The 24,244-nt window shown below is 72.5% G+C and carries 16 protein-coding genes and 1 pseudogene; 3 read left to right on the top strand and 14 right to left on the bottom strand.

Going from position 1 to position 24,244, the window contains the following annotated elements; genetic code table 11:
- Positions 1–70: 70 nt before the first annotated feature.
- The 6 genes from ACH4SP_RS33100 to ACH4SP_RS33075 all read right to left on the bottom strand — a co-directional run bounded on the left by ACH4SP_RS33100 (position 71) and on the right by ACH4SP_RS33075 (position 11,781).
- Positions 71–1,351, bottom strand: a complete 1,281-nt coding sequence (locus ACH4SP_RS33100; protein WP_398420462.1) for an extracellular solute-binding protein — start codon at positions 1,349–1,351, stop codon at positions 71–73.
- Positions 1,348–2,424: a hypothetical protein gene (locus tag ACH4SP_RS33095; protein WP_398420460.1), complete on the bottom strand. Its 1,077-nt coding sequence runs from the start codon at positions 2,422–2,424 to the stop codon at positions 1,348–1,350. The genes ACH4SP_RS33100 and ACH4SP_RS33095 overlap by 4 nt, the downstream gene beginning before the upstream one ends.
- Complete coding sequence (locus tag ACH4SP_RS33090; protein ID WP_398420458.1) at positions 2,421–4,013, bottom strand: hypothetical protein; 1,593 nt, start codon at positions 4,011–4,013, stop codon at positions 2,421–2,423. The genes ACH4SP_RS33095 and ACH4SP_RS33090 overlap by 4 nt, the downstream gene beginning before the upstream one ends.
- 109 nt (positions 4,014–4,122) lie before the next feature.
- Positions 4,123–6,405, bottom strand: a complete 2,283-nt coding sequence (locus ACH4SP_RS33085) for a tetratricopeptide repeat protein (RefSeq protein ID WP_398420456.1) — start codon at positions 6,403–6,405, stop codon at positions 4,123–4,125.
- A complete protein-coding gene (locus tag ACH4SP_RS33080; protein WP_398420453.1) occupies positions 6,405–7,805 on the bottom strand; it encodes a serine protease in 1,401 nt (466 codons plus the stop codon). Before ACH4SP_RS33080 ends, ACH4SP_RS33085 begins: the two co-directional genes overlap by 1 nt.
- Before the next feature lie 109 nt (positions 7,806–7,914).
- A complete protein-coding gene (locus ACH4SP_RS33075; protein WP_398420451.1) occupies positions 7,915–11,781 on the bottom strand; it encodes an endo-alpha-N-acetylgalactosaminidase family protein in 3,867 nt (1,288 codons plus the stop codon).
- Between the two features lie 288 nt (positions 11,782–12,069).
- On the opposite strand from ACH4SP_RS33075, the gene ACH4SP_RS33070 reads away from it, so the two are divergent.
- A complete protein-coding gene (locus ACH4SP_RS33070) occupies positions 12,070–12,681 on the top strand; it encodes a YceI family protein (RefSeq protein WP_398420794.1) in 612 nt (203 codons plus the stop codon).
- A 63-nt stretch (positions 12,682–12,744) separates the two neighbouring features.
- Here ACH4SP_RS33070 and ACH4SP_RS33065 read toward each other — a convergent pair whose 3' ends face one another.
- The 7 genes and pseudogenes from ACH4SP_RS33065 to ACH4SP_RS33035 form a co-directional block, all read right to left on the bottom strand.
- The gene (locus ACH4SP_RS33065; RefSeq protein WP_398420449.1) at positions 12,745–14,109 is read right to left on the bottom strand and encodes a hypothetical protein; all 1,365 of its coding nucleotides are present in this window, start codon (positions 14,107–14,109) and stop codon (positions 12,745–12,747) included.
- A 119-nt stretch (positions 14,110–14,228) separates the two neighbouring features.
- A complete protein-coding gene (locus ACH4SP_RS33060; RefSeq protein WP_398420447.1) occupies positions 14,229–14,657 on the bottom strand; it encodes a lasso peptide biosynthesis B2 protein in 429 nt (142 codons plus the stop codon).
- Between the two features lie 104 nt (positions 14,658–14,761).
- Positions 14,762–15,016: pseudogene (locus tag ACH4SP_RS33055) on the bottom strand (lasso peptide biosynthesis PqqD family chaperone); the annotation flags it as partial.
- Positions 15,013–16,914: an asparagine synthase-related protein gene (locus tag ACH4SP_RS33050; RefSeq protein WP_398420445.1), complete on the bottom strand. Its 1,902-nt coding sequence runs from the start codon at positions 16,912–16,914 to the stop codon at positions 15,013–15,015. The gene ACH4SP_RS33050 and the pseudogene ACH4SP_RS33055, both read right to left, overlap by 4 nt.
- 19 nt (positions 16,915–16,933) lie before the next feature.
- Positions 16,934–17,050: a keywimysin-related RiPP gene (locus tag ACH4SP_RS33045; RefSeq protein ID WP_362416699.1), complete on the bottom strand. Its 117-nt coding sequence runs from the start codon at positions 17,048–17,050 to the stop codon at positions 16,934–16,936.
- A gap of 248 nt (positions 17,051–17,298) precedes the next feature.
- Entirely contained in the window at positions 17,299–18,963 is a 1,665-nt protein-coding gene (gene cimA, locus ACH4SP_RS33040; protein ID WP_398420443.1) for a citramalate synthase, read from the bottom strand.
- A 365-nt stretch (positions 18,964–19,328) separates the two neighbouring features.
- The gene (locus tag ACH4SP_RS33035; protein ID WP_398420441.1) at positions 19,329–20,549 is read right to left on the bottom strand and encodes a hypothetical protein; all 1,221 of its coding nucleotides are present in this window, start codon (positions 20,547–20,549) and stop codon (positions 19,329–19,331) included.
- Positions 20,550–20,690: 141 nt separating this feature from the next.
- On the opposite strand from ACH4SP_RS33035, the gene ACH4SP_RS33030 reads away from it, so the two are divergent.
- Both ACH4SP_RS33030 and ACH4SP_RS33025 read left to right on the top strand, forming a co-directional pair.
- The gene (locus ACH4SP_RS33030; RefSeq protein WP_398420439.1) at positions 20,691–21,557 is read left to right on the top strand and encodes an endonuclease/exonuclease/phosphatase family protein; all 867 of its coding nucleotides are present in this window, start codon (positions 20,691–20,693) and stop codon (positions 21,555–21,557) included.
- On the top strand, positions 21,554–22,729 hold the full coding sequence (locus ACH4SP_RS33025) for an amidase (RefSeq protein WP_398420438.1): 1,176 nt from the start codon (positions 21,554–21,556) through the stop codon (positions 22,727–22,729). Before ACH4SP_RS33030 ends, ACH4SP_RS33025 begins: the two co-directional genes overlap by 4 nt.
- A 199-nt stretch (positions 22,730–22,928) precedes the next feature.
- Here the strand turns inward: ACH4SP_RS33025 and ACH4SP_RS33020 are convergent, their stop codons facing one another.
- A complete protein-coding gene (locus tag ACH4SP_RS33020; protein WP_398420436.1) occupies positions 22,929–24,020 on the bottom strand; it encodes a branched-chain amino acid aminotransferase in 1,092 nt (363 codons plus the stop codon).
- Positions 24,021–24,244: the final 224 nt, after the last annotated feature.

Here is a 24,244-nt window from a genome sequence, read left to right as displayed (position 1 = left end):
AACCATGTCCGGGAAAGGAGGAAATCCCTGCTCGGTGCGGACGCTCTTTGTAAAGAGCTCACAAAGGCACTCAGTGTGACTCGCTGCACACCTCGGTGACCCCGACCGTTCGCGCGCCGTTCGCGCGCTGCTTCTCCTGCTCCTTCTGCACCGTCTGCACCTTCTGGATGCCCGCCAACCGTGGCGCCGGGTTCTGGCCCGGGTCGGCCAGATAGAGGAGTACGGCCTCGTAGAAGGCGTCCCTGACGGCCGGCGACATCACGTCGGACGCGTCGAGGCAACGCACCCCCGCATCCGGCAGCCGACCGGTGAGCACGTCGGAACGGGCCGAGAACACCTTCCCGTCCCCTGCCCACTCCTCCTGGCCCTCGCGGGACACCAGCCTGCTCAGCAGGGCGCGGGCCTGCGGGGTGTCGTTGAACAGCACCGCGAAGTCCGCCGACACCTCGTGCCCCCGCTGGGGGTAAGGACCGCCGGGAAGCAGCTTCGCCGAGTCGACGAACTCCGCGTCGGCGGCCTTCGGCCCGTAGAAGGCGGAGGCGAACGAGCCCTGGTGCTCCAGGGTGCACGCACCGCCGCCGAAGAGAAGTCCGCCGCCGGTCTCCGAAGGTGCGGGGGCGGGGCCCCTGTGGTCGGTGAGCAGTGCGGTCCTGGCCGCCGCGTCGTCCTTGGCCATCAGGGCGCCCCAGGCCCGCCAGGCCGAGGCGATCCTCGGGTCGGTCCACGGGATCCGGCCGCTCGCCCAGCCCTCGTACACCTCAGGCCCCTGCGACTGGAGGACGATGTCCTCGATCCAGTCGCTGCCCGGCCAGCCGGACGCGCCGTCGTCGCCCATGCCCATGCACCAGGCGGCCGCCGGGGCGGGCTCCAGGGGCGGGAGGCGGCCCTTGCGGTGCCAGACGATGCTCTTGAGGTCGGCCTTGACGGGGACCCAGCGGACCTTGTGGTCGCCGGTACGGGACAGCCACGGGTCGCCGTACTGCTTCAGGTCCTCGGGGTCGAGCCAGTCCAGCGGCTTGAGCTGTCCGTTGGCCGCGTAGTCGGCGAGCTCGCCGACCCCGGGCATGATCGCCACGTCCGGCGCGGTGCCCGCCTGCACCTGGGAGAGCAGCACTTCCCGCTGGGCCGCCGTGCCCTGGTAGGTGTACGGGATGCCGAAGCCGTCCAGCAGGGCGGTGAAACGCGTCTCCTGCTCCTCGGTCCACGGGCCGAGCACGGTGACCCGGTCCTCGGCGGGGGCTCCGCCGCCGGGGGCGGCGAGGGTGCAGCCGGTGGGCAGGAGCAGGGCAAGGGCCAGGAGGAGGGCGGCGGCGACGGCCCGGACCCGGCCCGTCCTCGGGTGCGGGTTCATGAACTCGCCCTCCAGTAGTCGGCGTTGAGCCTTCGCACGCACCCGACTGCGGGCAGGACGCAGACCAGGGCGCCGCCCGCGAGGAAGGCGTAGTAGGCGCCCGCCCGCCAGTCCTCGGCGCTGAAGCGGACGAGGAACTCCGACGAGGCCGCCGTGAGTTCCTCCTGCCTGTCCGCCACGCCCCGGGTGTCGTCCCGCGAGCTCGCGATGTACCGGGCGAGTTCGTCACGGGACGCGTCCAGCCGGTCCTGGGTGACCGTCGTCGCCCACAGCGGCAGGACGGCGAGGGCCGCGGTGAGCAGCAGGGCGGCGGCGAGCCAGCCGTCGTACCGGCGGCCGCACCGGCGGCGCAGTACGCGCAGGGCCGAGAGGATCGTCAACAGCAGGCCGATCAGGGCGAGTTCGGCGACGGCCCAGCCTGCGACCTGGAGCCCGCCGAGGCCGGTGTCGGTCTCGACCTTGCGGAACTGGTCCCCCTGCAACTCGTCGAGCCGGGGTACGACGCCGACCGGCTTGCGCGTGAGCAGCGAGGTCGCCTCGCCGAACTTCTGCCGCCACATGAGGTCCGACGCCTGGTAGCGGACCGCGTCGGCGACGGAGATCGCGTACTTCTCCACCAGGCCGTTGCTGGTGCCCAGGGCGGTGCGGCCCCTGGCACCGTCGATCTGGATCTGCACCAGCCGGGAGAGGCCCTGGTCGGCGGCGGAGAGCTGGGTGTTGTAGTTCTCCCCCGGGCCGACCACGTCGGTGAGATTCGCCTTCCTGGCCCGTCGGACCTCTTCGTGGGCGCGCAGCAGGGCGAGCCGGGCGGCGGCCAGGTTCTGCACGGCGGGCGCGGACGCGCCTGCCAGCTCGGCGGACGTCCGGTCGATCTCCCGGTACGACACCAGCATGACGCCGGTACCGAGGACGGCGAGGAACAGCGCTGCGGCGAGGTGCCGTTCCAGCAGTCGGCGGGTGCGGGAACCGCTGCGCCGGTGGTGCCACCACTGGCGCAGCATGAGGCGCAGGGTGCCGACGGCGGCGGGCCCGGAGAAGCGCCCGGACGGGGGTGCGGGGGCCGGGGCGCTCATGGGCGCGCTCCGGCCAGTTCCTCGCCGCAGCTGATGCAGTACCGGGCCTGGGCCCCCGCACGCCGTCCGCAGTACGGACAGCCGAGTACGACGGCGAAGGTCGGCTCCGCGGCCGGCGGGCCCGCCGCCGCGGTGCCCTCGCGGTGCAGGATGGACCGCTTCAGCTCTTCCCTGTCGACCGCTTCGTGCACCCGTACGATCCCCAGGCGCGCGTCCTCGATGTCGGCGAGTCTGCGGACCTCGGCCAGCGCCCAGTCGACGCCGAGCTGGTGGGCGAGCTGGACGGCGGCGCCGAGCCTGTGTTCGGCGGACTCGCGCCGGTTGTTGTGCAGGGCGATCTTTCCCCGCTTGAGTTCCTTGCGCATCTGCTCGACGGCTCCGGCGACGATGACGGTGTTCTCGTCGACGCCGTAGGGGCGGGCCCCCGCTCCTTCCGCACCGGGGCCGGCCGGCTCCTCCACGGCGGGGGTCCGGCCGGACGGCGAGGGGAGCGGGGTCGGCCTGGCGCGCGGCCTGGTCTCCCAGCGGACCACGACCGGCGTGTGCGTACCGCCGACGGTCAGCACGGCCAGCTGCAGGTCGGTGGCGAGCGGGTCGGCCGTGGCGTCGGCCCCGAGCCGGAGCAGATAGCTGCGCCTGCCCGGGTGCCACGGGTACGCCTGGGTCCGCAGCACTCCCGGCCGGTCAGGGACGGGGAGTGCGGGGAGGGAGTACTGCCCCGGTTCGGTCTCCGCCAGGTCCACCAGGCGCACGCCCCGCCGCAGCGTCAGTTCCAGCGGCAGTTCGGGGGCGGCGCTGTGGCGGGCTTCGAGCGCCTGGCCCGCGGCCGTCTCGAACCGGTCGGGCACCGACTGAGCGGTGCCGTGCAGCCGCTCGGCCACCGCGAGCAGGAGCTGCGGGTCCCAGTCGCCGTCCAGGGCGAGCACGTCGCAGGTGAACTGCCCTGCACAGAGCCGGAGTTCGGGCTCCACGGGTCCGGGCCCCCCAGGCCCTGGCCCCGGTCCCGGACCTGGACCGGGTCCAGGACCTGGACCTGGACCTGGACCTGGACCGCCGCTGCCGTCGGTGATCAGCAGCAGATGCCGTACGGGCGGCACCCGGCCCGCCCCCAGGGCGAACCGGGCGCGCGCCGCGGCGAGCAGCCCGGCCACTCCCGCACCGCCGGTTCCCGGGCCCCAGGCCCTCCGGTCGACGTACAGCTTGCGCGAGGTGGCGACGAAGGCGGCCTCGCCGAGGGTGCCGGGGCCCGCGACGGCCCAGCCGCCGTCGAAGGGGTAGCCGGGGCGGCCGTCCGCGCCGAGCAGCGCGAAGCTGCAGCCGGGGGGCAGTGCACGCAGGGCCTCGGCCAGTGCCGCCCTGGCGGAGTCGGCGCGGTCGGCGTCGAGGTCCACGGCGACGACGACCGCGAATTCGCCGTACCGGGGAACGGCGGGGCGCGGCCCTTCGACCGCGGCGGCGGGCGTGGCGTCGACGTGGACGACCACGTCCAGGACCGTGTCGGGGCGCGGGCTCTGCTCGTGCCCGTGCTCGACGCGCACGCCGAAGGTGAGACCCGGCGGACGGGCGGGCGCTTCCCTCGGCGTGGCCATGCGATGCCTCCTGGGTCGGCGGGACCCGGCGCGGCCCTGTGGGCCCACCCGGGGTTCAGAATCGGGGTTCAGAATCAGGGTGTCGGAAGCGGGGTTCAGCAGCGGGGTGTCAGAAGCGGGTCGGTGGGCGGACCGCGTGCGACAGGTCGATCAGGTGCTCGAACTCCTCGCGGTCCAGCCGCTGTTGGGCCAGCCGCCGGTAGTTTCCCTCCAGTTGCTCACGTACGGAAAGCTCTTCGGGAGACATCCGCCGCCACCACCGCGCGCCGGTCGCGTCGTGCCACGCCCGCAGGGTGTCCAGCCGCCATTCCAGGAGCTCGGTCCGCAGCCGCAGCACGTCGTCGTCCGACAGCGGCAGCACCGGATCGTCCGCTGCGGCCCTGACCTCGTCGAGGACCGCCCGGGTCTCCTCCGGGGCGGGCAGCCCGGCGAGGCCGTCGGCCAGCCGTCCCGCCCGGATCCGCCAGACGGCGATCCGTACGAAGGACCGGTGCCGGGAGGTCTCGGGTACGTGGTCCAGCACCGCCAGCGCCCCCGCCCGGTCCCCCTCGGCCAGCGCCAGCCGGGCCAGCCCGAGGGCGGCCCCGCCGTGCGAGGGGTTGCGCAGGTGCACCGCCTGGTAGAGGCGGTTCGCCATGGGGGCTTCGGGCTCTGCGGGCGTCGCCGGGGCCAACGGCGCCTCCGGGCCGAGGAGTTCGGCGCAGTGCGCGAGGGCGAGCTTGGCCGCGTACTCCCCCGGCAGCGCCCGGTAGACCTCGGTGAAGTGCTGCCACGCCCGGGGCAGGTCGCCGCGGCCGAGTGCGATCAGTCCCCGGTGCCACTCCAGCCGCCAGGCGCGGACGGCGCGCTCCCCGGGGATGCTGTCGGCCGCGTCGAGCTGTTCGCAGGCGTCGTCGAGCGCCCGCGGGGTGCCCTCGGCCACCCTCACCCGTACGTTGTGCAGACAGACCTCGACGGACGGCCTGCCGGGGTCGGGCTGTCCGTGCTGGTAGCGCGCGGGATCGTAGGTGCTGACCCCGAACCACTCCTTCTGCGGGTCGTCCTCGTGGGGAACCGGCACCGGCAGCCCGCGGGCGACCTCCGCGGGGGCCGGTGTCCCGAGGCCCAGTAACGGTGCGTCCGTAGCCCGTTCGCGCGGGTGCAGCGGGCGGGCGGTCCAGTGCTCCGGCTGCGGTACGGTCCCCAGCCTGGCTCCGAGCAGGTGCGGGGCCGGGGTGAAGCAGGCCGAAGGGCGGGGCTGGTCCCGTTTGCCGCGCAGGGCCCTGATCTCCCGCAGTGCGCCGAGCAGTTGGTCGGCCATCTCCTTGGCGGTGGCGAAGCGGCGGCCCGCGTCGCTCGCGGTGGCGCGTGCCAGGACCGCGCGGAAGGAGGCGGTGCCGAGCCCCGGCACGTCGTCGCCGACGGCCCACGCGGCGAGTTCGCCCAGCGTGGCGCCGACGGTGTGGATGTCGTGGGCGACGGTCGGCACATGGGTCACGTCGATCTCGGGCGAGGCGTAGTGGCGGGTGCGGACCAGCTCCGGGTGGCGGATGTCCAGGTCTCGCAGCGCGCCGAGGTCGATGACCTTGACGCTGTCCTCGTGGTGGACGACGTTGGACGGCTTCATGTCCATGTAGGCGGAGCCCATCGCGTGCAGGTGCTCCAGCGCTTCGAGTATCCGTACGCCGTAGGTGAGGACGTGTTCGACGTCGAGGACGAACTCGCCGCGCCGGGTGGCGTCGATCACCGCCTCCAGCGTCCGGTCGCCGACGTCCTCCATCACGATGTACGCGCCGGTCAGCTTCCGGGGGTCGGCGGGGTCGTAGCGGCGGACGAAGTTGCGGATCCGGACGATGCGCGGGTGCCGGATGGCGGTGAGGTCGCGGCGTTCCTTGTCCGCCTGGGCGGGGCCGTTCTCCTCGTACCGGTTCAGCAGCCCCTTGATCGCCACGTATTCGTCGAGGTGCAGGTCGCGGGCGAGGTACACCCAGCCCTGCCCGCCGCGGGCGATGACGCCGATGACCTGGTACTGGCCGTCCAGGAGCGGGGTGTCCTCGTCGGTGTCCAGGTCCGGTTCGTACGAGTAGGGGGTGCGGCAGCGGGGGCAGCGGCCGGCGGGCGGCACGGCCCCCGAGACGTACGGCGGCAGGAAGACGGTGCCGCACTCCGCCGACGAGCACTTCATGAGGGTGGGCAGCCGTGCCTCGGCGCCCTGCAGCCGGTCCTCGGGGCTGCTGGGCTGTTGCAGGGGCAGCTGCAGCAGCCCTTCGGGGCCGTTGTCGCACGGGTGGTCGGCGAGCGGCGGCAGCGGCGGCGCGTCCTCGTGCTGTCCGCAGGTGTCGCAGTAGCCGGTGGCGAGGACGTTGCCGGCGCAGGGGGCGCCGGTGACGAGGCGGTGCGGGCAGCGGTTCATCAGGGCCACCTCGACCACGCCAGGAGATCGCGCTGGACGGCACGGATCAGGTGCAGCAGGAGGGCGGTCCTGGCGGCGTCGCCCGCGTGCGGCCCGTACTCCGGGCCGTGTTCGGGGCCGGTGCGCATGCGGTGCAGGGTCTCGGCGTACCGGCGGGCGCCGCGCACGTCGGGCGGGTGCCCGCCGCCAGGACCCGAGGCGGGTGCGTCCTGCGCCCGTTCGCACGCTTCCAGCTGCCGTACCAGCTGCCCGGCGAAGTCGAGGAGAGTCGGGTCGAGCAGTGCGCTCCTGGCCCTGCGCCAGGTGTCGCCGCTGCCTTCCTGAAAGGTGATCAGGGTACGGAAGCCGAGCCTGCGCACCCTGATCAGCAGCTCGGTCAGCTGCTCGGGGTCGGGGTCCCGGTCCAGTGCGGTGACGGCGACGGCCACCCGGCTGACCGGCCGTTTCCCGGCGATCTCGGGGGGTGTGCCGCCGCGCAGCAGCCACCGCTGGAACGCGTCGAGGCCGCCGCCGCCCGGCAGGATCAGGGCGGCCAGCTGTTCCGCGAACTCCCCGCGGTCGGTGCGCCCGCCCGCGTAGTGGACGTGCGCCCGGTACAGCTCGTGCCGCAGGGTGCGGTCGCGGCCGCTTCCCGCGGGCACGGCGCTGAGCTTCACATCGGGTTGGCCGGGGTCGGTGAACCAGCTGCGCAGCCGCCGTCTGAAGCCCTGGTCCCAGGCGTCCGGCAGGCTCAACTCCCGTATCAGCGGCATGTCGAGGCCGAGCTCGGACATGGGGATCATGTACGACCGGGAGTGCTGCTCGCCGCCGGGCAGGGCGGGGTCGTCCTCGCGCCGTCCGACGGTCATGCCCACCACGCGCGCGGGCCCGCCCCCGTCCGGGAGGGTGGAGACGGCTCCGCCGCTGAAGCCCGGCCGGACGGGCCCGGTGACGGAGTCCAGCTGCACCCAGCGCCCGTGCGGGCCCAGTACCCGGGCGGCCAGGGTCAGCCCCGACTCGTGGTACTCGGTGTAGCCGGTGCCCACCACTTCCTGCCCGGTCTCCAGCACCGCGCTGAGCAGGGCGGGCCTGGCTCTGGGGCGGGGCGTCCGCAGCACCAGCAGGGCCGCGTCGAGCCCGAGTTCCTGCGCTCCGGGCGGGTGCCAGCTGCCGGGGCCCGGCGCCACGGTGGCCTCGACGCCCTCGATCAGCGGGCTCTCGACGAACTCGACCCAGATCCGCTGGTCCGGGCTGCCGACCACGTGGGCGCAGGTCAGCACGTGGCGCATGGTCACCAGGATGCCCGCGCCGCACACCGGGCCGTGTGCGTCCCCGCGTCGGAGCCTGAGCCGCCAGTCCGCGTAGAAGCGGTGTCTGCGACTGCTGCTCCCCCGGTCCCCCATACCCCGCATGTCCCCCATGCACGGGGAGAATACGCCCCGTACACGGAACTCCCCAGGCTCTTGACAGAGCCCGGGGAGTATTCGTACGGCCGGTTCCGGCACGCGGTCAGCTACCGCCTGTCAACGGTCAACTTCCGCACTGGAACCGTGCGTTGCCCCAGTCCGCGTGGTCGTTCCCGGGTCCGTCGCCGCCGTCCCCCGTCACCAGGTCGACGTACTTCGCGCCGGTCACGTCGGCGGTGAGCGCCCACCCGGGGTCGGCCCCGCGCAGCACCGGAGACTTCACCTTCTCCGTACCGTCGGCGAGGACGCCGAACTGGACGCTGCCGCGGGTGCTCTGGGCGTCGTCCAGGCCGACCGACGCGGCGAACGAGGTGCACTTTCCGCCCAGGTAGTAGCGGATCGTGCCGGGTGACGCGGTGCCGAGGCCCTTGGCGTGGACGGTGCCGTTGAGGGTGAGCGGCTTGCCGTCGCCGGGCGCGGTCTCCCCGTTCGACATGTCCTTCTCGGCGGGGCCCCAGCCGTTCTCCATGGACGTCCAGTCGAGGTCGCTGGCGTACGCGTCCTTGGCGGGCGGCGGCGGGAGGGTGCGGACACCCGCGGTGGCGGCGAGCCTGCGCGCGGTTCCGCCCGTGGTGTAGGCGGCCGCCGAACTCAGCTCGTACGGCTGGTACTTGGCGTCCACCGGCGGGGTGACCTGCCAGCTGCCGGTGACCTTGGCGCCGGGGGCGACGGCCGGGAAGGCGACCGGCCCGGCGGGCTCGGCCCGCCAGCCGTCGGGGAGCCCGAGGGTGAGGGCGACGTCGGTGGCGGGGGTCGTCTCGTAGTTGGTGAAGGCGGCTGTGACCTCGTGCTTCTGGCCGGGCTCGAAGGCGCCGGCGGCCGGGGTCAGGGCGAGGTTGCCGCAGGCGGCGCGCTCGGGGGCCGGGCCCAGGTCGGTGACGGTGAAGTCGTCGAGGACGAAGTCGGCGCCCTCGGGCGCCCCGGCCTTCTTCCGCAGACCCACCCAGGTGTCGCCGCAGCCCGCGGTGACGGTCTCGGTGAGGCGGGCGGTGGTGCGCTGTTCGGCGATCGGGGTGCGGCGGGTCTCGACGGACGCGGGCTTTCCGTCGGCGCCGATCCGGTCGTACCCGGTGACCCACTCGTAGGCACCGGCGTGGCTCGACTGGTGGTCGAACTCGACCTTGTACCGGTTTCCGTCCTTCATGGGGACGGTCCACGGGGCGGTGCGGTAGACGAGCCCGTCGTTCTCCTCGTGGGACTTCAGCGACTCCTTGCCGCCGAGGACGTCGTCGATGCGCTTGCCGTTCCAGCCTGCCTGGGTGTACGGGGCGTTCTTCTGGGAGACGTGGGTGCGGGGGTCGGTGTCGCCGCCCGCGTTGCCCTTGAAGAAGGGGCCCCAGCCCTGGTCGACGGCCTCGAAGTCGTCGTGGACGAGGGCGCCGGGCCTGACGGTGGGGGCGTTGGCGACGAGTCGTACGTCGTCGATGCGCACCCGGACGTCCGAAGTGGCCTTCGCCGCCTGGAAGTCGAGGGTGGCCGAGCCGCCGGGCGGGGCGGTGAAGTTGACCTTGGCGCGCTGGAAGTAGGTGCCGTGCCAGTCGTTGGCCGCGGTCTGCTCCTGGGCGGTGGACCGTTCGACGGCGACCTCCTTGCCGCCGATGGTCATCGTCGTACGGCGGGAAGCACCGGGCTGCACCTCGATCCACGCGGACGCGGTGTAGCGCTGCCCCGCTTTGAGACCTGTGATGCGCTGCGAGAGGGACGCGGCGGCGGTGCCGGAGAGGGCGGCGCTGTTGCGGCCCTGACCGTCGGTGTCGCGGACTGCCTTGCCCGTCGTACGCCAGTCACCGAGCTTCGCGTCGTTGAAGCCGGGGTCGGCGACCGCGGTGCCCTCGCCCCAGTCCGCGTCGCGCGCGGCGGGGGTGCGGCCGGCCGGGTACAGGACGTACGGCTGACCGGCGGTCGCCTTCAGCGTCACCTTGCCGTCCTTCACCGGGACGGTCTCGGTCTTCACCCGGCCGTTGTCGGTGAGCTTGCTGACGGTGAAGGATCCGGCCCTCTTGAACTGTGCCGGGACGGTCCAGGTCGTCGTCCCCCCGGCCTTGTTGTAGTGGTAGAGCTTCTTTCCGCCGTCCCACGGGAGGAGGTAGTTCTCCCCGTCGAGGACCTTGGCCCCGCCCACGTAGAAGGCGCGCTTGCCGTTCTCGACGGCGCCGCGCACTCCCCCGGTGAAGTCGATGCGGTCCTTCTCCCAGTGCTGGATCCTCTGCTGCTGGAGGAACTTGGCGGGGAGGTTGCGCTGCCAGATGTTGGCGGAGAAGGCTTGGAAGTCCGTCTCGCCCGTCCAGCCCTCGAACTCCTCGATGGCGGTCTGGCCGAGGATCGGGTGGTCGTTCCAGATGTCCTTCTCGCCGTTCCTGATGAACCGGATGATCTGCGAGTTGAGGCCCTTGTTGGTCTTGCCGCCGTAGTTGAGGTCGTTGGCCCAGTGCGACCAGAGCGAGGCGTGCTCGAACTTGTCGGACCACTCGGTGGCGACGTTCCAGCCCTGCCGCTGCACCGCCTGCATCGTCTTGTCGGCGATCCAGCCGTGCGAGTAGTAGACGTCGATGTAGAGCAGGCTGAGATTGCGGTCGGTCTCATCCCTCAGCTGCTGGAACCTGCGGGCCAGGTCACCGCTGTTGATGTCGCGGCGCTGGTCGATGTAGTAGCTCTGATTGAGCCAGTTCCAGCCGGGCTTCGTCCTGTCGACGAGCTTCTCGTCGAAGGCCTTCGCCTCGGGGTACGACTCGGTGGCGTTGACGTGCACGCCGAAGGTCGCCCCCCACTTCTTGCCGTCCTTGAGCAGCTTGTTGAGGTCGGTGAGCCCACCGGCGCGCTTGTTGTAGTTGCCGCCGTAATCGGGGTGCGCGGAGTCGTGTCCCTCGGACCCGTACCCCTTGAGCACGGCGAGCTGGCCGAGCCCGTCGGTCGCCTGCGAGACGCGCTTGACGTCGTCGAGGGTGCGCAGGAAGGGGTGGGTGGCCTGGCTGGCGAAGTTGAACGGGATGTGGGTGACGACCCGGTCCGGGGTCTCCTTCGCCCCGGGCGCCTCGATCCCGATGGACCGGAAGGCGACCGCCCCGTCCTGCCAGTCCACCTGCTTGTCGCCGTTGGCGTCGGGCGTCACGACGACCTTCGCCCACGGCAGGTCCTTGCCGCTCTCGGGCTTCGCGGCGCCTTCGCCGCGGTACGTCCACTGCCCGGACCACAGCCCGACCCGGACGCCGCCGTCCTCGCCCTTGGTCGCCCGGTGCCAGAGGCGGGCGCCGTCCTTGGCACTGGCGCCGCCCGGCTTGTCGTACGAGGAGTTGGACTCGACGGCGGCGGCGAGGGAGCCGGTGTTGACGATGCCGTACGAGGCGCCGACGGGGGCCGCGTCGACGGGGGTCGCCGCGGTCACCTTCGCGAAGACGTCGGCGGTCCGCGTCGAGTCGGGGTCCAGCCGGGTGAACGCGGTCTCGGCGCCCGCCTCGCCGCTGCCCACCGACACGAGGTCGTGCCCGGGTATGTCGAGCGTCCCGACGCGGAACGCCTCGGTGTCCCGTACCGCCGTGACCTTGAAGGTGGTGGCCCGGCCTCTGACGGACAGCGTGGCGTCGATCTCGACGCCGGGGAGGGACGGGAAGACGAGGGTGTACGCGGCGGACCCGGCCCGGACGACGGGTGCGGCCTTGACCTGCACGGGGTGGGCGGTCCCGTTGAGCACGACGGACGTCACCGGCCGGGTGCTGCCGAGCAGCCGGCCCCCGCCCGCACGGTCGGTGTACGACACGACGCGCGGGAAGTCCTTGGCGACGGTGACGGACAGCTGGGCGGACCGGATGACGGCGGTGTCGGCGGCGGGCCCCGGCACCGGCGCGGCAGCCCCCGGCAGGGCCGGCCCGGCGAGGGCGAATACGACGGCTGAGGCGGCGGCGAGGGCGCACGACGCACGGAATCTTCGCGACATGGGGCCTGAGTAAGCCCGCCCCCACGGGCCCCGTCAACGGCATCGGACCCCTCTGCTCCCGGCAGTCCAACAATCCCCGCCCGGAAGTCCAAGCGGGAAGTCCGAGCGGGGAAGCCCGAGCGGGGAAGTCCGAGCGGGGCGCGGTGGGCCGAACGGCTGAACTTCGACGACCCCCGACCACAAAGGTTGAAAGTTGAACATCATCGCGCTATGGTCGTCCACATGAAGCTCATTGAAGCTTCAACCAACAACTTCCCCACTCCCCCCGCTCTCCCCAGGAGGAACGCCATGGGTCTCTTCGGCCGCCGCAACGACACCACCGACAACACCGCCGCCCCCACCGCCGTGGACCCGGCCCTGGCCGCCCTGACCGGCGAGTACACGATCGACGCGAGCCACAGCCGGATCGGCTTCACGGCCCGGCACGCCATGGTCACCAACGTGCGCGGCGCCTTCACCGACGCCGAGGGCACCCTGAAGCTGGACGGCTCGGACCCGGCAGCGTCGGAGGCCGCCCTCACCATCCGCATGGCCAGCATCGACACGGGCTCCGATGACCGCGACAACCACCTCCGCAGCGCCGACTTCTTCGACGTGGAGGCCTTCCCCGAGATGACCTTCCGCTCGACGAAGGCGGAGCAGCTCGGCGGCGAGGACTACCGGATCACCGGTGACCTGACGATCAAGGACGTGACCCGCCCGGTCTCCATCGACCTGGAGTTCAACGGCACGGCCACCGACCCCTTCGGCAACGAGCGCGTCGGCTTCGAGGGCGCGACGACGATCCTGCGCTCGGACTGGGGCCTGACCTGGAACGCGGCGCTGGAGGCGGGCGGCGTCCTCGTCAGCGACAAGATCAAGCTGAACTTCGACATCTCCGCGATCAAGAACGCGGGCTAGCAGCCGGGCCGGAGAAGAAGCCGGAAACCGGAAGAGGGCCGGGGCCAGGGGCCGGGGCGCGGACTAGAAGCCGCCGCCCCCGAAGTCCCCTCCCCCGCCTCCGCCGCCGAAGTCTCCGCCGCCACCGAAGTCACCGCCCCCGAAGCCCGACGAGTCGTAGTCCGAGCCGGAGACGTCACCGCCTTCGTAGCCCGCGCCCGCGGAGTCGAAGCCGGTGCCCTCGCCGTACTCCGACGCGTAGGCGGGCGAGGCGAGCATGGAGCCGAGCATGGTGCCCATCACAAGGCCGGGGAGCATGCCGCCGCCGAAGTAGCCGCCCGCCCAGGGGCCGTAGGCGGGGCCCGCGTCGTAGTAGGGGCGACGGCCGTCGGCCGTGTCGACCGTACGGACGGCGGGGTCCTGACCGTCCGCGATGCGGGTCGCGTCGGCCGCGCAGACCGGGACCTCGCGGGCCGCGCCGCCCGGCGGGGTCCATGTCGCGTCGGCGACCGAGGGCCCGTGGCGGGGGTCGAAGAAGCACGGCGAGCGGCGCTCGGGGACCGGGGCGCCGGTGCGGCGGGCGTCCAGGACGGCGAGGGAGTAGCGGCCGTCTTCGAGGGCTTCCGTCACGCCCCGTACGTCATTGGGCTGACGCACCGCAGCCATGCGGGACTTGGCGGTCTCGTAGAGGTCCAGCGCGCGCTCGTAGTCGGTGCGCATCTCGTCCGTGGCGCCCGGCTCGGAGGGGTGGAAGTCGAGGCGGTCGAGCTCTTCGCCGTACGCGGTGATGTCCTCGTCGACGACGACCGTCAGCTTGCGCAGGGATGCGAGGCGCTCCTCCTCCTTGCGCTTGCGGCTGCGGCGTACGAGGACGTAGCCGCCTGCGCCCGCCACGACCGCCACCGCACCGATCCCGGCCAGCACGCCGACGCCGGTGCTGCCGCCCGAGCCGCCGTCCCAGGACGCCGGGGCGTGGCCCTTGATCTGCGGGAGCGCCTGGTCGACGAAGGTGTTGAGCTGGGTGGCCGCGTCCAGGCCCGCCGGGGTCTTGGCCGCCGTGACGAGATTGCGGACCGAGGCGCGGGGCAGCGCGCGCGGGTCGGCGCCCGCCTCGAAGCCGTCGCCGAGGCGGACCGCGTACACACCGGTGACGCCCGTCGCGTTACGGAGGTTGCCGCGCACGGACGTCGGCGGGAACTCGGGGCTCTGCGGCAGGACCGCCACGAAGAGGGGCTTGTCCGCGTCCTTGATCTTCTTGGCGAGGGCGTCCTGGTCGGCCCGGGAGAGCTGGCTCCTGGCCGCTTCGGCCACGTACACCGGACTCTTCTTCAGGGCGTCGCCCGCCTCGGTCGTACCGGTGGCGGCGGCCGCCACCGAGGCGAACGGGAGCAGCAGCAGGAGCGTCGACCCGGCGAGGGCCGAAATGACGGAAAACGGCCTGGTCCTCATGCATTCGACGCTACCCGATGCGTTCGGACAAGCACGAGTCGCGCGGGGCCCCAGATGTGCGGAGGCCCGGACGCCTGGAGCCCGGACGCCTGGAGCCCGGACACGTGGAGCCCGGATCCTCAGCGCAGGGCGTTCCGCCCGCCGCCCGCCGTCACCTTCATCAGCGGACGGAAGTCGTGCACGTCCTCGCCGACGGTCCGGCCGTCCGCCGCCACCCACGCGTGCGGCTGGAACGGCGGGGCGTCGCGGACGCCCGCGTGCCAGTCGGGGAAGGTGCCCGACATGCGGCAGGCCAGCGAGATCGCGATCGAGCGGGGCAGACAGCCGTACCAGCCCGCGCACTTGCGGCTGGTGGCGACCACCGACCGGTACGTCTGCAGGGTCTGGTCGTACGAGGCCGGGCGCGCGCCCCGGCCGAGCAGGGTCAGCACCCGGCGCAGGCGGCCTGGCTTGAGTCTGGCGAGGAGGAGCGCAGCCGCGACGGCGGTGCGGAGCTTGAGGCCGCCGGGGCCCGCCCCGCGCCGGGGCATGGTCATCTCGGTGGTCATCGGGTGCCGCCGGTCCGGAATCGGGGACCGCCGGTCCGGGTTCGGAGACCGCCGGTCCGGGTTCGGAGACCGCCGGTCCGGGTTCCGGGGCCGCCGGCCCGGGTGACGATCTTCGCTCTGATGAGCTGGTCGGTCAGTTCGGCGACGTCCGCCTCCGCCTCGGCGCGCTCCACGTCGTACTCGGCGAGGAGCTGGTCGACGGCGTCGGAGGGGGATCTTCCCTCGGAGATCGCGGTCACGACGAGGGTGCCGCACTCGTTCAGCTGCCAGTAGGTGCCGTCCTTCTCGTCGAGCAGGACGCCGCCGTACTCGGTGGTGGTGACGGCTATGCCCTTGCGGAGCCGGAGCTGTGGACTCATGACGTGGCCTCACTGTTCGCAGGGGTCTCCGGCCAGGCGTCGCACGCCGTGCGCAGCCACGCCTCGCAGGACACCGTGGCGTCGATGGGGTACTGCTGGAGCACCGGTGAGAACGGGTCGTCGGCGAGCCGCCGGAGCTGCCCGGCGTCGATGAGACCGCGTTCGGCAAGCAGTGACCCGGTCCACAGGTCCCGTATCTCCGGGGCGTGTTCGCGCAGCCCCTGGACGTCGTCGGCGGACATGTCGTCCTTCGTCGTACGGGCGAGGAGGTGTGCCGGGACCACGTCGCGCATCGCTTCGACGAGGAGCGGCTTGTAGCGCCAGGGGACGACCCGGTCCTCGACCCGTACCGCCAGGACGGCCTCGATGACCCGGTCGTCGAAGAGCGGCGCCGCGACGGGCAGCCCGAGCCCGGCGCCCAGGTCCTCCATGGACTGGAAGTAGCGGGCGCCGAGGCGGACGGTGTCGATGTCCATGTGGCGTCCCGGGCGCGGCGCGATGGGCCGGGCGCCCTGCGCCGCCTTCCGGAACTCTTCGCGGATCAGCCCCCTCGCCCGCTCCGTGAGCCAGGGCCGCATTGCCTGCCGCATCCCCCAGGAGACCTGCGGGGTGCGGGAGTCGGCGGTCGCGGTGTCGACGAGCGAGCGGGCGAGCCACTTCCCGAAGGCGGGCGGGAGGAGCATGCCGCGCAGGGTGGGCAGCAGGGGCCAGCCGGACTGGTGGCGCAGGGCGCTCATCCGGTTCCAGGCCTTGAGGGGCTTGGCGGGGAGGAGGTCCTGGCAGGCGGAGGCGAGCCCGTGGAAGAGTTCGTCGCCGCCGTAGCCGGTGAGGTGGTACTCGGAGCCGGTGTCGGCGGCGCGTCCGAGCAGCATGGCGGCGCGGGCGCGGGCGGGTGCGACGGGGAAGGGTTCGTCGAGGAGTTCGCCGCCCGTGCCCGCGAGGTCGGCGTAGAAGAGGGGCGCGTCCGCGGCGGGGACGATCCGGTGCTCGATCTTGCGGGGGCCGTCGTCGGCCGCCGCGGCTTCGCGGGCCGCCAACACCCCGCGTTCCGCCCAGAGTTGATCCTCGGAGCGGTCGTCGCGGGCGGCCACGGTGAGCAGCGTGACGTCCTGCGCGCCGGCCTGCTGGGCGAGGAAGGTGACGGCGGTGGAGTCCATGCCGCCGGAGAGTTCGCCGCTGACCCGGGTACGTCCGTGCAGGTGCGCGGCGACGGACGCGGCGAGCGCGGCGGCGACGCGCGGTGCGCCTTCGGCCGCGGTGAGCCTCGGCTCGGGCGGCAGCCACCAGCGTCGTACGGAATGGGTCCTGCCGCCGTCGCGGAGCAGCAGCGCGTACGCCGGGTCGATCTCCCGGACGCCCTGCCAGAGCGGCCGTTCCCGCAGCGGGTGCGGTACGAAGTCCAGCAGGCGCAGTGCGAGGGCGCCGTCGTCGAGGTCGGCTCCGGTGAGGTGCGCGAGGACCGCGGGCCGGTCGGAAGCGACGCGTCCGCCTGTGTGCTCGGCGTGGTAGACGCGGCGGTGGCCCGAGGCCGTGCCCCGTACGCACGTCTCGCCCCCCATTCGGGAGACGACATGGCCGAGGCCCGGCCGCTCGGTGAGCCGTCGGTGCAGGTCAGGGGTGTCGCGGGCCGGGCCGATGACGGCGTCCAGGGCCGCGGTGGGGATCTTGTTCGGGCCGATCAGGACGAGGGCGTCGTCGCCCCGCGCGACCCGGACCAGGTTCCGTACGAGAAGCCTGGCGAGGATCCAGGGCCGGCCGGAGGGGTGCGGCACGGTCTCGAAGGCGTCGTGCGGAGCGGGCGCCGCCGAGCGAAGGTGCCCGGCCGCCGCCTCGCCTTCGGCGGTGTCCGGAAGGACCACGAAGAAGTCACGGAGGTGCAGGTGACCGGGCATCTTCATCAGTCGGTTACCCGGCTGCTCAGATGCAGAGCTTGCGGGACCAGAATTCCTTGCACGAGGCATAGAACATGCCCGCGGTCTTCTTGCTGAAGTCGCCCTGGTTGAACAGCGACGGCTTGACGTAGGTCTTCTTCATCGTCGTCACGTCCTCTCCGTGGATAGGGATGCACCGAGCAATTCATGGCTGTTACGGAAGTGGACGGTGTGACCCGTGTGAACTCCGTGGCGGCCGGGGAACATTTGAACGGTTCCGCTTGCCCCTGTGCACCCCCGGACCCCGGAGATGGCTTGTTCGGCTGCAGACCTGACGGGTTCGCCCCTCTTGACCCAGGGTGAACGAGCGCTTACTCGTTGCTCATTGAACCGGTCCGGTCGGTTTCCGCGCTACTCGGTCGGCTCGACGCCCGCGCGCAGCAGTCCGTATGTGTACGCGTCCTCCAGCGCCTGCCAGGACGCGGCGATGACGTTCTCCCCGACGCCGACCGTCGACCAGTCGCCGCCGCCCGCGCCGCTGCCGTCCCCGGTGGTGATCAGCACGCGGGTGGTGGACTCGGTGCCGTGCTTGCCCTCCAGGATGCGGACCTTGTAGTCCACCAGCTCCAGCTTGGCGAGCTGCGGGTAGATCCGCTCCAGGCCGACCCGCAGCGCCCGGTCCAGCGCGTTGACCGGGCCGTTCCCTTCCGCGGTGGCGACGATCCGCTCGCCCTTGGCCCACAGCTTCACGGTGGCCTCGTTGGCGTGGGTGCCGTCGGGGCGGTCCTCGACGATGGCCCGCCAGGACTCGGTGCGGAAGTAGCGGCGGGCCCTCCCCTCCGCCTCCTCCCGCAGCAGCAGTTCGAAGGAGGCGTCGGCCGCCTCGTACGTGTAGCCCTTGAGCTCGCGCTCCTTGACGCGGGCGACGACCCGGCCGACCAGCTCGCGGTCGTCGCCGAGGTCGACGCCGAGCTCCTTGCCCTTGAGCTCGATGGAGGCGCGGCCCGCCATGTCGGAGACGAGCATCCGGATCCGGTTGCCGACCAGGTCGGGGTCGATGTGCTGGTAGAGGTCCGGGTCGACCTTGATGGCGGAGGCGTGCAGGCCCGCCTTGTGCGCGAAGGCCGAGACGCCCACGTACGGCTGGTGCGTGGAGGGCGTGAGGTTGACGACCTCGGCGATGGCGTGCGAGATGCGGGTCATCTCGCGCAGCGAGCCCTCGGGGAGCACCTGCTTGCCGTACTTGAGCTCCAGGGCGGCGACCACGGGGAAGAGGTTGGCGTTGCCGACCCGCTCGCCGTACCCGTTGGCCGTGCACTGCACGTGGGTCGCACCGGCGTCGACGGCGGCGAGGGTGTTGGCGACGGCGCAGCCGGTGTCGTCCTGGGCGTGGATGCCGAGGCGGGCGCCGGTGTCGGCGAGGACGGTGGCGACGACGGCCTGGATCTGGGCGGGGAGCATGCCGCCGTTGGTGTCGCAGAGGATGACGACGTCCGCGCCGGATTCGGCCGCGGCCCGTACGACGGCCTTCGCGTACTCGGGGTTCGCCCGGTACCCGTCGAAGAAGTGCTCGCAGTCGACGAACACGCGGCGGCCCTGTTCGCGCAGGTAGGAGACGGTGTCGCGGACCATCGCCACGTTCTCGTCCAGCGTCGTGCGCAGCGCCAGCTCGACGTGCCGGTCGTGCGACTTGGCGACCAGGGTGATCACCGGCGCTCCGGACGCGAGGAGCGCGTTGACCTGCGGATCCTCGGAGGCCTTCGCACCCGGGCGGCGGGTGGCACCGAAGGCCACCAGCTCGGCGTTACGGAAGGTGATCTCCTTCTGCGCGCGGGCGAAGAACTCGGTGTCGCGGGGGTTGGCGCCCGGCCAGCCGCCCTCGATGAACCCCACTCCGAAGTCGTCCAGATGACGGGCGATGGCCAGCTTGTCCGCGACGGTGAGGTTGATCCCCTCGCGCTGGGCGCCGTCGCGCAGCGTGGTGTCGAAGACGTGGAAGCTGTCGTCGAGGCTGCCTGCGCCAAGGCTGCCTGCACTGCGGGCTGCGCTGCTGGCTGCGCTGTCTGCGGTCGTCATGCTGTCTGACTCCTGTCGAGTCCCGGGCGTGGACCCAGGCTGCGGAATGGCTTGCTCCACTTGCCTCCATCTTCGCGTGCGCCTCGTTCCTCCGGCCGGGGTGGGGCCGTAAAACGAAAAAACCCCTCGCGGGTGCGAGAGGTCTGCGCGCGGGTCTGGAGCTGAGTGGCCGAGCCGTACGGGGTGGTGGGTGTACGGGACGGTCACTGCGGACCGGCGCGCCTGCTGCCGATAATCATGGCGTACGAGGACACGGGGGCAGTCTGGCACACGGCTGCCCCCGTGTCTCAGGGCGTCTCAGGATGCGGGCCCCGAGGGCCTGCGGCTCGGGGCGGGGACTCGGGGCGGGGACTCGGGGCGGGGGCCTACTTCAGGTGGCGGACGAAGAGGTCCCACTGGCCGTTGGTGTCGCCCACAACGATCCTCGCCGCGTCGTCCGCCTGGAAGGCGACCGTCGAGGCGTCCGCACTCATGGCGCTCCCCGCCGTTCCCGTCGGCTTCCCTTCGAGGTTGGGGCTGGCCAGGGTCGAGGCGCCGGTGGGCAGGTCCCGGAGGTACAGCGCGCTCTTCCAGCTCTCCCCCACCACGTCGATCAGCAGCTTCTCGCCGTCGCGGGAGATGCCGCTCACGAGGGTGGTGTCGGTGGGCGCGAGACCGTCGACCCGGCTCAGCTTCCCGGTCGACAGATCGCGGACGAAGGCGTGGTAGCCGGAGACGGGGTGCGGTCCCGGGACGAGGTTGGTGGCCAGCGACGTGAAGGCGACCTTGGTGCCGTCGCCGCTGATCAGCGGGTCGGTGGCCTGCTTGTCGGCCGGAGCGCCGTCGTGGGTGGCGTCCGCCTGGACGCGCTTGCCGGTGGTGCGGTCCCAGACGTAGATGTCGCTCCAGTCGCCGCCGAGCGGGCCGCCGGAGTACTGATCGGTGTAGACGACCTTGGTGCCGTCGTCGCTGAGGGCCTGGAGCGAGCAGTAGCGGTTCCACACGCCGGGCGACTCGCTGACCCGGACGCTCGTCCCGGTCTGCCGGTCCAGCAGGTAGACCCTGCCGCCGTCGTTCGCCCCGGCCGGGGTGGCGTCCGTCGGCTGGGCGTTGATGCCGACGTACCGCCCGTCGGTGCTGATCGGCGCGGGGCCGCCGCCCCGGTAACCGTCCGGCAGCTTCGGGTCGACCCGTACGGTCCTGCCGGTGGTCAGGTCCCGCAGGTGGAGCGTGTAGGCGTAGCTCGCGTCGCGGGCGGTGAACGTCAGGTAGCGGCCGGTGGAGCTGAGGCGCGGGTTGCCCGTCTGCGCACCCGGCACGGCGACCCTGCTGAGCGCACTGCTGCCGGCCTTGCGCACGAACACGTCCTCGGTGTCCGGGGTGTCCCCGGCGGCCAGGTTCGAGGCGTACGAGGTGAAGGCGACGACCCGTCCGTCGGTGCTCAGCACCGGGCCCTGCGACGACTGGTCCGCCTGCACCCCGCCCGGCCCGGTGCTGAGCTTCTCGGTACGGGGCCCGGCGGGCGCGGCACCGGCCCCGGGCAGGTTGAGCACGGTGAGGGCGGCGACGAGTGCCGCGCCCACGGCGGCGCGTGTGGCGGTGTGCATGGTGGAACTCCCCGTGTTCGTAAGGTGGTTGAGGGGGCGGAGGTGGTGACCCGCCGGTACAGGAGACGCATGGATCCTTCACATGGTTCGCACGTTTCCCCATCTGATTCGCGGCGGCCACCGGGACGGTACGTTCACCCCATGCGCGTACTGACATGGAATCTGTGGTGGCGTTTCGGTCCGTGGGACGCCCGCCGGAAGGCGATGCTCGCCGTGCTGCGCGAGCAGCGGGCGGACGTGCTCGCCCTGCAGGAGGTGTGGGCGAACGGCGACGAGAACCTGGCGGAGTGGCTGGCCGGCGAACTGGGCCTGGAGCACTGGACGTGGACGCGGTTCGCCGAGCCGCACCACTGGCAGCGGCGCACCGAATCGGACGCATCGGACATCGGGGTCGCCGTCCTCAGCCGGTGGCCGATCGGCGAGCGGGCAACGGTGCGGCTGCCGGCCGACGGTGCCGTGGACAACGGGCGCATGGCGCTGTACGCCCGGGTGGAATCCCCCGCCGGGCCGGTCCCGGTGTTCACCACGCACCTCAACTCGGCGGCGTACGACTCGGCGACGCGCTGCGCGCAGGTGCGCACCCTGCACCGTTTCGTGGCGGAGCACCGGGGCGACGGGGCGTTCCCGCCGGTGATCGCGGGCGACTTCAACGCCTGGCCCGACTCGGACGAGATGCGGCTGATGGGCGGCTACAAGACCGCGCCGCCGGTGCCCGGACAGTGCTTCGTGGACGCGTGGGAGTACGCGGAACCGGGAGCCCCCTGGGCCACCTGGGACGCCACGAACGGGTACCACACGCCGGGACCGAGCACCCGGATCGACTACGTGCACCTGGGCATGCCGGGCCCCGGCGGGCTGGGCGCGGTGCACGGGGTGGCCCGCTTCGGGCACGGCACGGTGGACGGGGTGTGGCCGTCGGACCATGCGGGAGTACGGGTGGACCTGGCGGGAGCGGCGGAGACGGCAGGGACGGCAGGGACGGCGGAGACTACGGAGACGGCACGGTGAGGCGTACGCGTGCGGAGATCGAGCAACTCGACCGGGAGATACGGGCGTTCGTCACGGTCGCCGATCCCCCGGCGGTCCCCGCGCCCGGCCCGCTGAGCGGGGTCGCGGTCGGCGTGAAGGACATCGTCCGGGTGGACGGGCTGCCGACCGGGGGCGGTTCGGCACTGCCGCCGGAGGCCCTGGCAGGCCAACAGGCCACGGTGGTCGGCCGGTTGCTGGCGGCGGGTGCGTACGTCGCGGGCAAGACGGTGACCGCGGAGTTCGCGATCCTGGCACCCGGGCCGACCCGCAATCCGCACAACCTGGCGCACACTCCCGGGGGTTCGAGCAGTGGCTCGGCGGCGGCGGTCGCGGCCGGGATGGTGCCCCTCGCCGTGGGCACGCAGACGGTGGGCTCGATGATCCGCCCGGCGGCGTACTGCGGGATCGTCGGCTTCAAGCCGACGTACGGGCGCATCCCGATCGACGGGGTGATCCCGAACGCACCGTCCTTCGACACCCTGGGGCTGTACGCGACCGACGTGGCCGGGATCGTACCGGCGGCGCGGGTCGTCTGCGACGGGTGGCGGGGACCGGGCTCCGCTCCGGCGACACCGGTGCTCGGCGTGCCCGACGGACCGTACCTCGCACAGGCGGAACCGACGGCCCTGGCTGCCTTCGAGGCGCAGATCCTGGCACTGCGGGCGGCGGGGTACGAGGTGCGGCGGGTGCCGGTGATGGCGGACTTCGACGAGGTCCGCCGACAGCTCTTCACCATGAACCGGTACGAGGCGGTGCGCTCGCACGCGCCGTGGTTCGGGCGGTACGGGCACCTCTACCGGGCGGAGACGGTGGCGGTGATCCGGGAGGGCGAGGGGATCGACACCTCTTCGTACGAGGCGGCGAAGGCGGGCCGGGAGGAGTTCCGCTCGCGCATCGCCGAGGCGGTGCGGCGGGCCGGGACCGACCTGTGGATCACCCCGGCGGCACCCGGTCCCGCCCCGAAGGGGATTGCCACGACGGGGAGTTCGGTGATGTCCCTGCCGTGGAGCTTCGCGGGACTGCCGTCGCTCTCCCTCCCGGCGGGGAGGGGGGCGGGAGGACTGCCGCTCGGAGTGCAGTGTGTGGCGCGGGCCGGGGAGGACGAGAGGCTGCTGGAGTGGGGCACGGACCTCCAGCGAACCCTCGCCTAGCCCCCTGCGATACATGCGGGTGCGTCGTGGCTGGTCGCGCAGTTCCCCGCGCCCCTAAATGCCTGCCCCCTCACCCCCCAGCCCTCTTGGGCAGCGGGGCCGCCCCCCGGGGGCGGGACGGGTGGGCAAGGGGGCGGCCCCCACGCGGAGCCGCCCCCTCCGCGACGGCACGCCCCCGACACCGCCCGCCCGCCAGTGCTCACGCCAGCTCGTGCATCCACCCGTGCGAATCCGCCGCCTGCCCCGTCTGGATCTCCAGCAGTGCCTTGCGCAGCGCCATCGTCACGCGGCCCGGCCGGCCGTCCGCCGTCGTCCACTGTGCCGCGGCCGACTTCACATGGCCGACCGGCGTGATGACCGCCGCCGTGCCGCACGCGAAGACCTCCGTGAGGGCTCCCGACTCCGCGTCCGCGCGCCACTGGTCGGTGGAGATCCGGCCCTCCTCCGAGGAGAAGCCCAGGTCACCTGCGAGCTTCAGCAGCGTGTCACGCGTGACGCCCGCGAGGAGCGAGCCCGTCAGCTCCGGGGTGACGATCTTGTCCCCGTACACGAAGTACAGGTTCATGCCGCCCATCTCCTCGACCCACTTGTGGTCGAGCGCGTCCAGCCAGACGACCTGGTCGCAGCCCTTCTCGGCGGCCTCGGCCTGGGCGAGCAGGGACGCGGCGTAGTTGCCGCCGGTCTTGGCGTAGCCCATGCCGCCGGGCACCGCGCGGACGTAGTTCTCCGAGAGCCAGACCGAGACCGGCTTGACGCCGCCCGGGAAGTAGGCGCCGGCCGGCGAGGCGATCACGATGAAGAGGTACTCGTTGGCCGGCTTGACGCCGAGGCCGACCTCGTTGGCGATCATGAAGGGGCGCAGGTAGAGGGACTCCTCGCCGCCGTGCGCCGGGACCCAGGCCTCGTCCTGCTTGACGAGGGCGTCGCACGCCGCGATGAAGGTGTCCACGGGCAGTTCCGGCATCGCGAGGCGGTGCGCGGAGGACTGGAAGCGCTTGGCGTTGGCCTCCGGGCGGAAGGTGGCGACCGACCCGTCGGGGCGGCGGTACGCCTTGAGGCCCTCGAAGATCTCCTGCGCGTAGTGCAGGGTCATGTTCGCCGGGTCGATGGACAACGGTGCGTACGGCACCAGCTGGGCGTCGTGCCAGCCGCGGCCCTCCGTCCACCGGATGGTCACCATGTGGTCGGTGAAGTGGCGGCCGAACCCGGGGTTGGCGAGGATCGCCTCGCGCTCCGCCGAGGCCAGCGGGGTGGATGAGGGCTTGAGCTCGATCGTCGTGAGCGTCGTCATGAGTACGTTCCTTCACCGGTCGTCTGGGAAGGGCCGCGCTCACGCCCCACCGAAGCAGGACGGCCGAGCTTCCTCTCATACTGCGACCCTGAGTTCGATTATCGCTCTCGGGGGTGCAGGGATGAAATGGCGTGTTTGGCGCGGTGTGCGGCCCAGGGGTTGATGGTCGCACCCGGGGCCGGAAAAGCGACAGCCGCCGGGTGGTGGGACCCGGCGGCTGTCGT

The organism is Streptomyces sp. NPDC021093 (assembly GCF_044333135.1).
Classification (GTDB): Bacteria; Actinomycetota; Actinomycetes; order Streptomycetales; family Streptomycetaceae; genus Streptomyces.
The sequence above is the reverse complement of the archived record's forward strand: the minus strand, read 5'-3'. Positions and strand labels throughout refer to the sequence as shown.

Bases quoted from the DNA above. Each gene is read 5' to 3' on its own strand.
- ACH4SP_RS33020 (WP_398420436.1), bottom strand. From the start codon at position 24,020: ATGACGACGCTCACGACGATCGAGCTCAAGCCCTCATCCACCCCGCTG.
- cimA (WP_398420443.1), bottom strand. From the start codon at position 18,963: ATGACGACCGCAGACAGCGCAGCCAGCAGCGCAGCCCGCAGTGCAGGC.
- ACH4SP_RS33075 (WP_398420451.1), bottom strand. From the start codon at position 11,781: ATGTCGCGAAGATTCCGTGCGTCGTGCGCCCTCGCCGCCGCCTCAGCC.
- ACH4SP_RS33045 (WP_362416699.1), bottom strand. From the start codon at position 17,050: ATGAAGAAGACCTACGTCAAGCCGTCGCTGTTCAACCAGGGCGACTTC.
- ACH4SP_RS33070 (WP_398420794.1), top strand. From the start codon at position 12,070: ATGGGTCTCTTCGGCCGCCGCAACGACACCACCGACAACACCGCCGCC.
- ACH4SP_RS33065 (WP_398420449.1), bottom strand. From the start codon at position 14,109: ATGAGGACCAGGCCGTTTTCCGTCATTTCGGCCCTCGCCGGGTCGACG.
- ACH4SP_RS33080 (WP_398420453.1), bottom strand. From the start codon at position 7,805: ATGGGGGACATGCGGGGTATGGGGGACCGGGGGAGCAGCAGTCGCAGA.
- ACH4SP_RS33030 (WP_398420439.1), top strand. From the start codon at position 20,691: ATGCGCGTACTGACATGGAATCTGTGGTGGCGTTTCGGTCCGTGGGAC.
- ACH4SP_RS33050 (WP_398420445.1), bottom strand. From the start codon at position 16,914: ATGAAGATGCCCGGTCACCTGCACCTCCGTGACTTCTTCGTGGTCCTT.
- ACH4SP_RS33090 (WP_398420458.1), bottom strand. From the start codon at position 4,013: ATGGCCACGCCGAGGGAAGCGCCCGCCCGTCCGCCGGGTCTCACCTTC.
- ACH4SP_RS33035 (WP_398420441.1), bottom strand. From the start codon at position 20,549: ATGCACACCGCCACACGCGCCGCCGTGGGCGCGGCACTCGTCGCCGCC.
- ACH4SP_RS33060 (WP_398420447.1), bottom strand. From the start codon at position 14,657: ATGACCACCGAGATGACCATGCCCCGGCGCGGGGCGGGCCCCGGCGGC.
- ACH4SP_RS33095 (WP_398420460.1), bottom strand. From the start codon at position 2,424: ATGAGCGCCCCGGCCCCCGCACCCCCGTCCGGGCGCTTCTCCGGGCCC.
- ACH4SP_RS33085 (WP_398420456.1), bottom strand. From the start codon at position 6,405: ATGAACCGCTGCCCGCACCGCCTCGTCACCGGCGCCCCCTGCGCCGGC.
- ACH4SP_RS33100 (WP_398420462.1), bottom strand. From the start codon at position 1,351: ATGAACCCGCACCCGAGGACGGGCCGGGTCCGGGCCGTCGCCGCCGCC.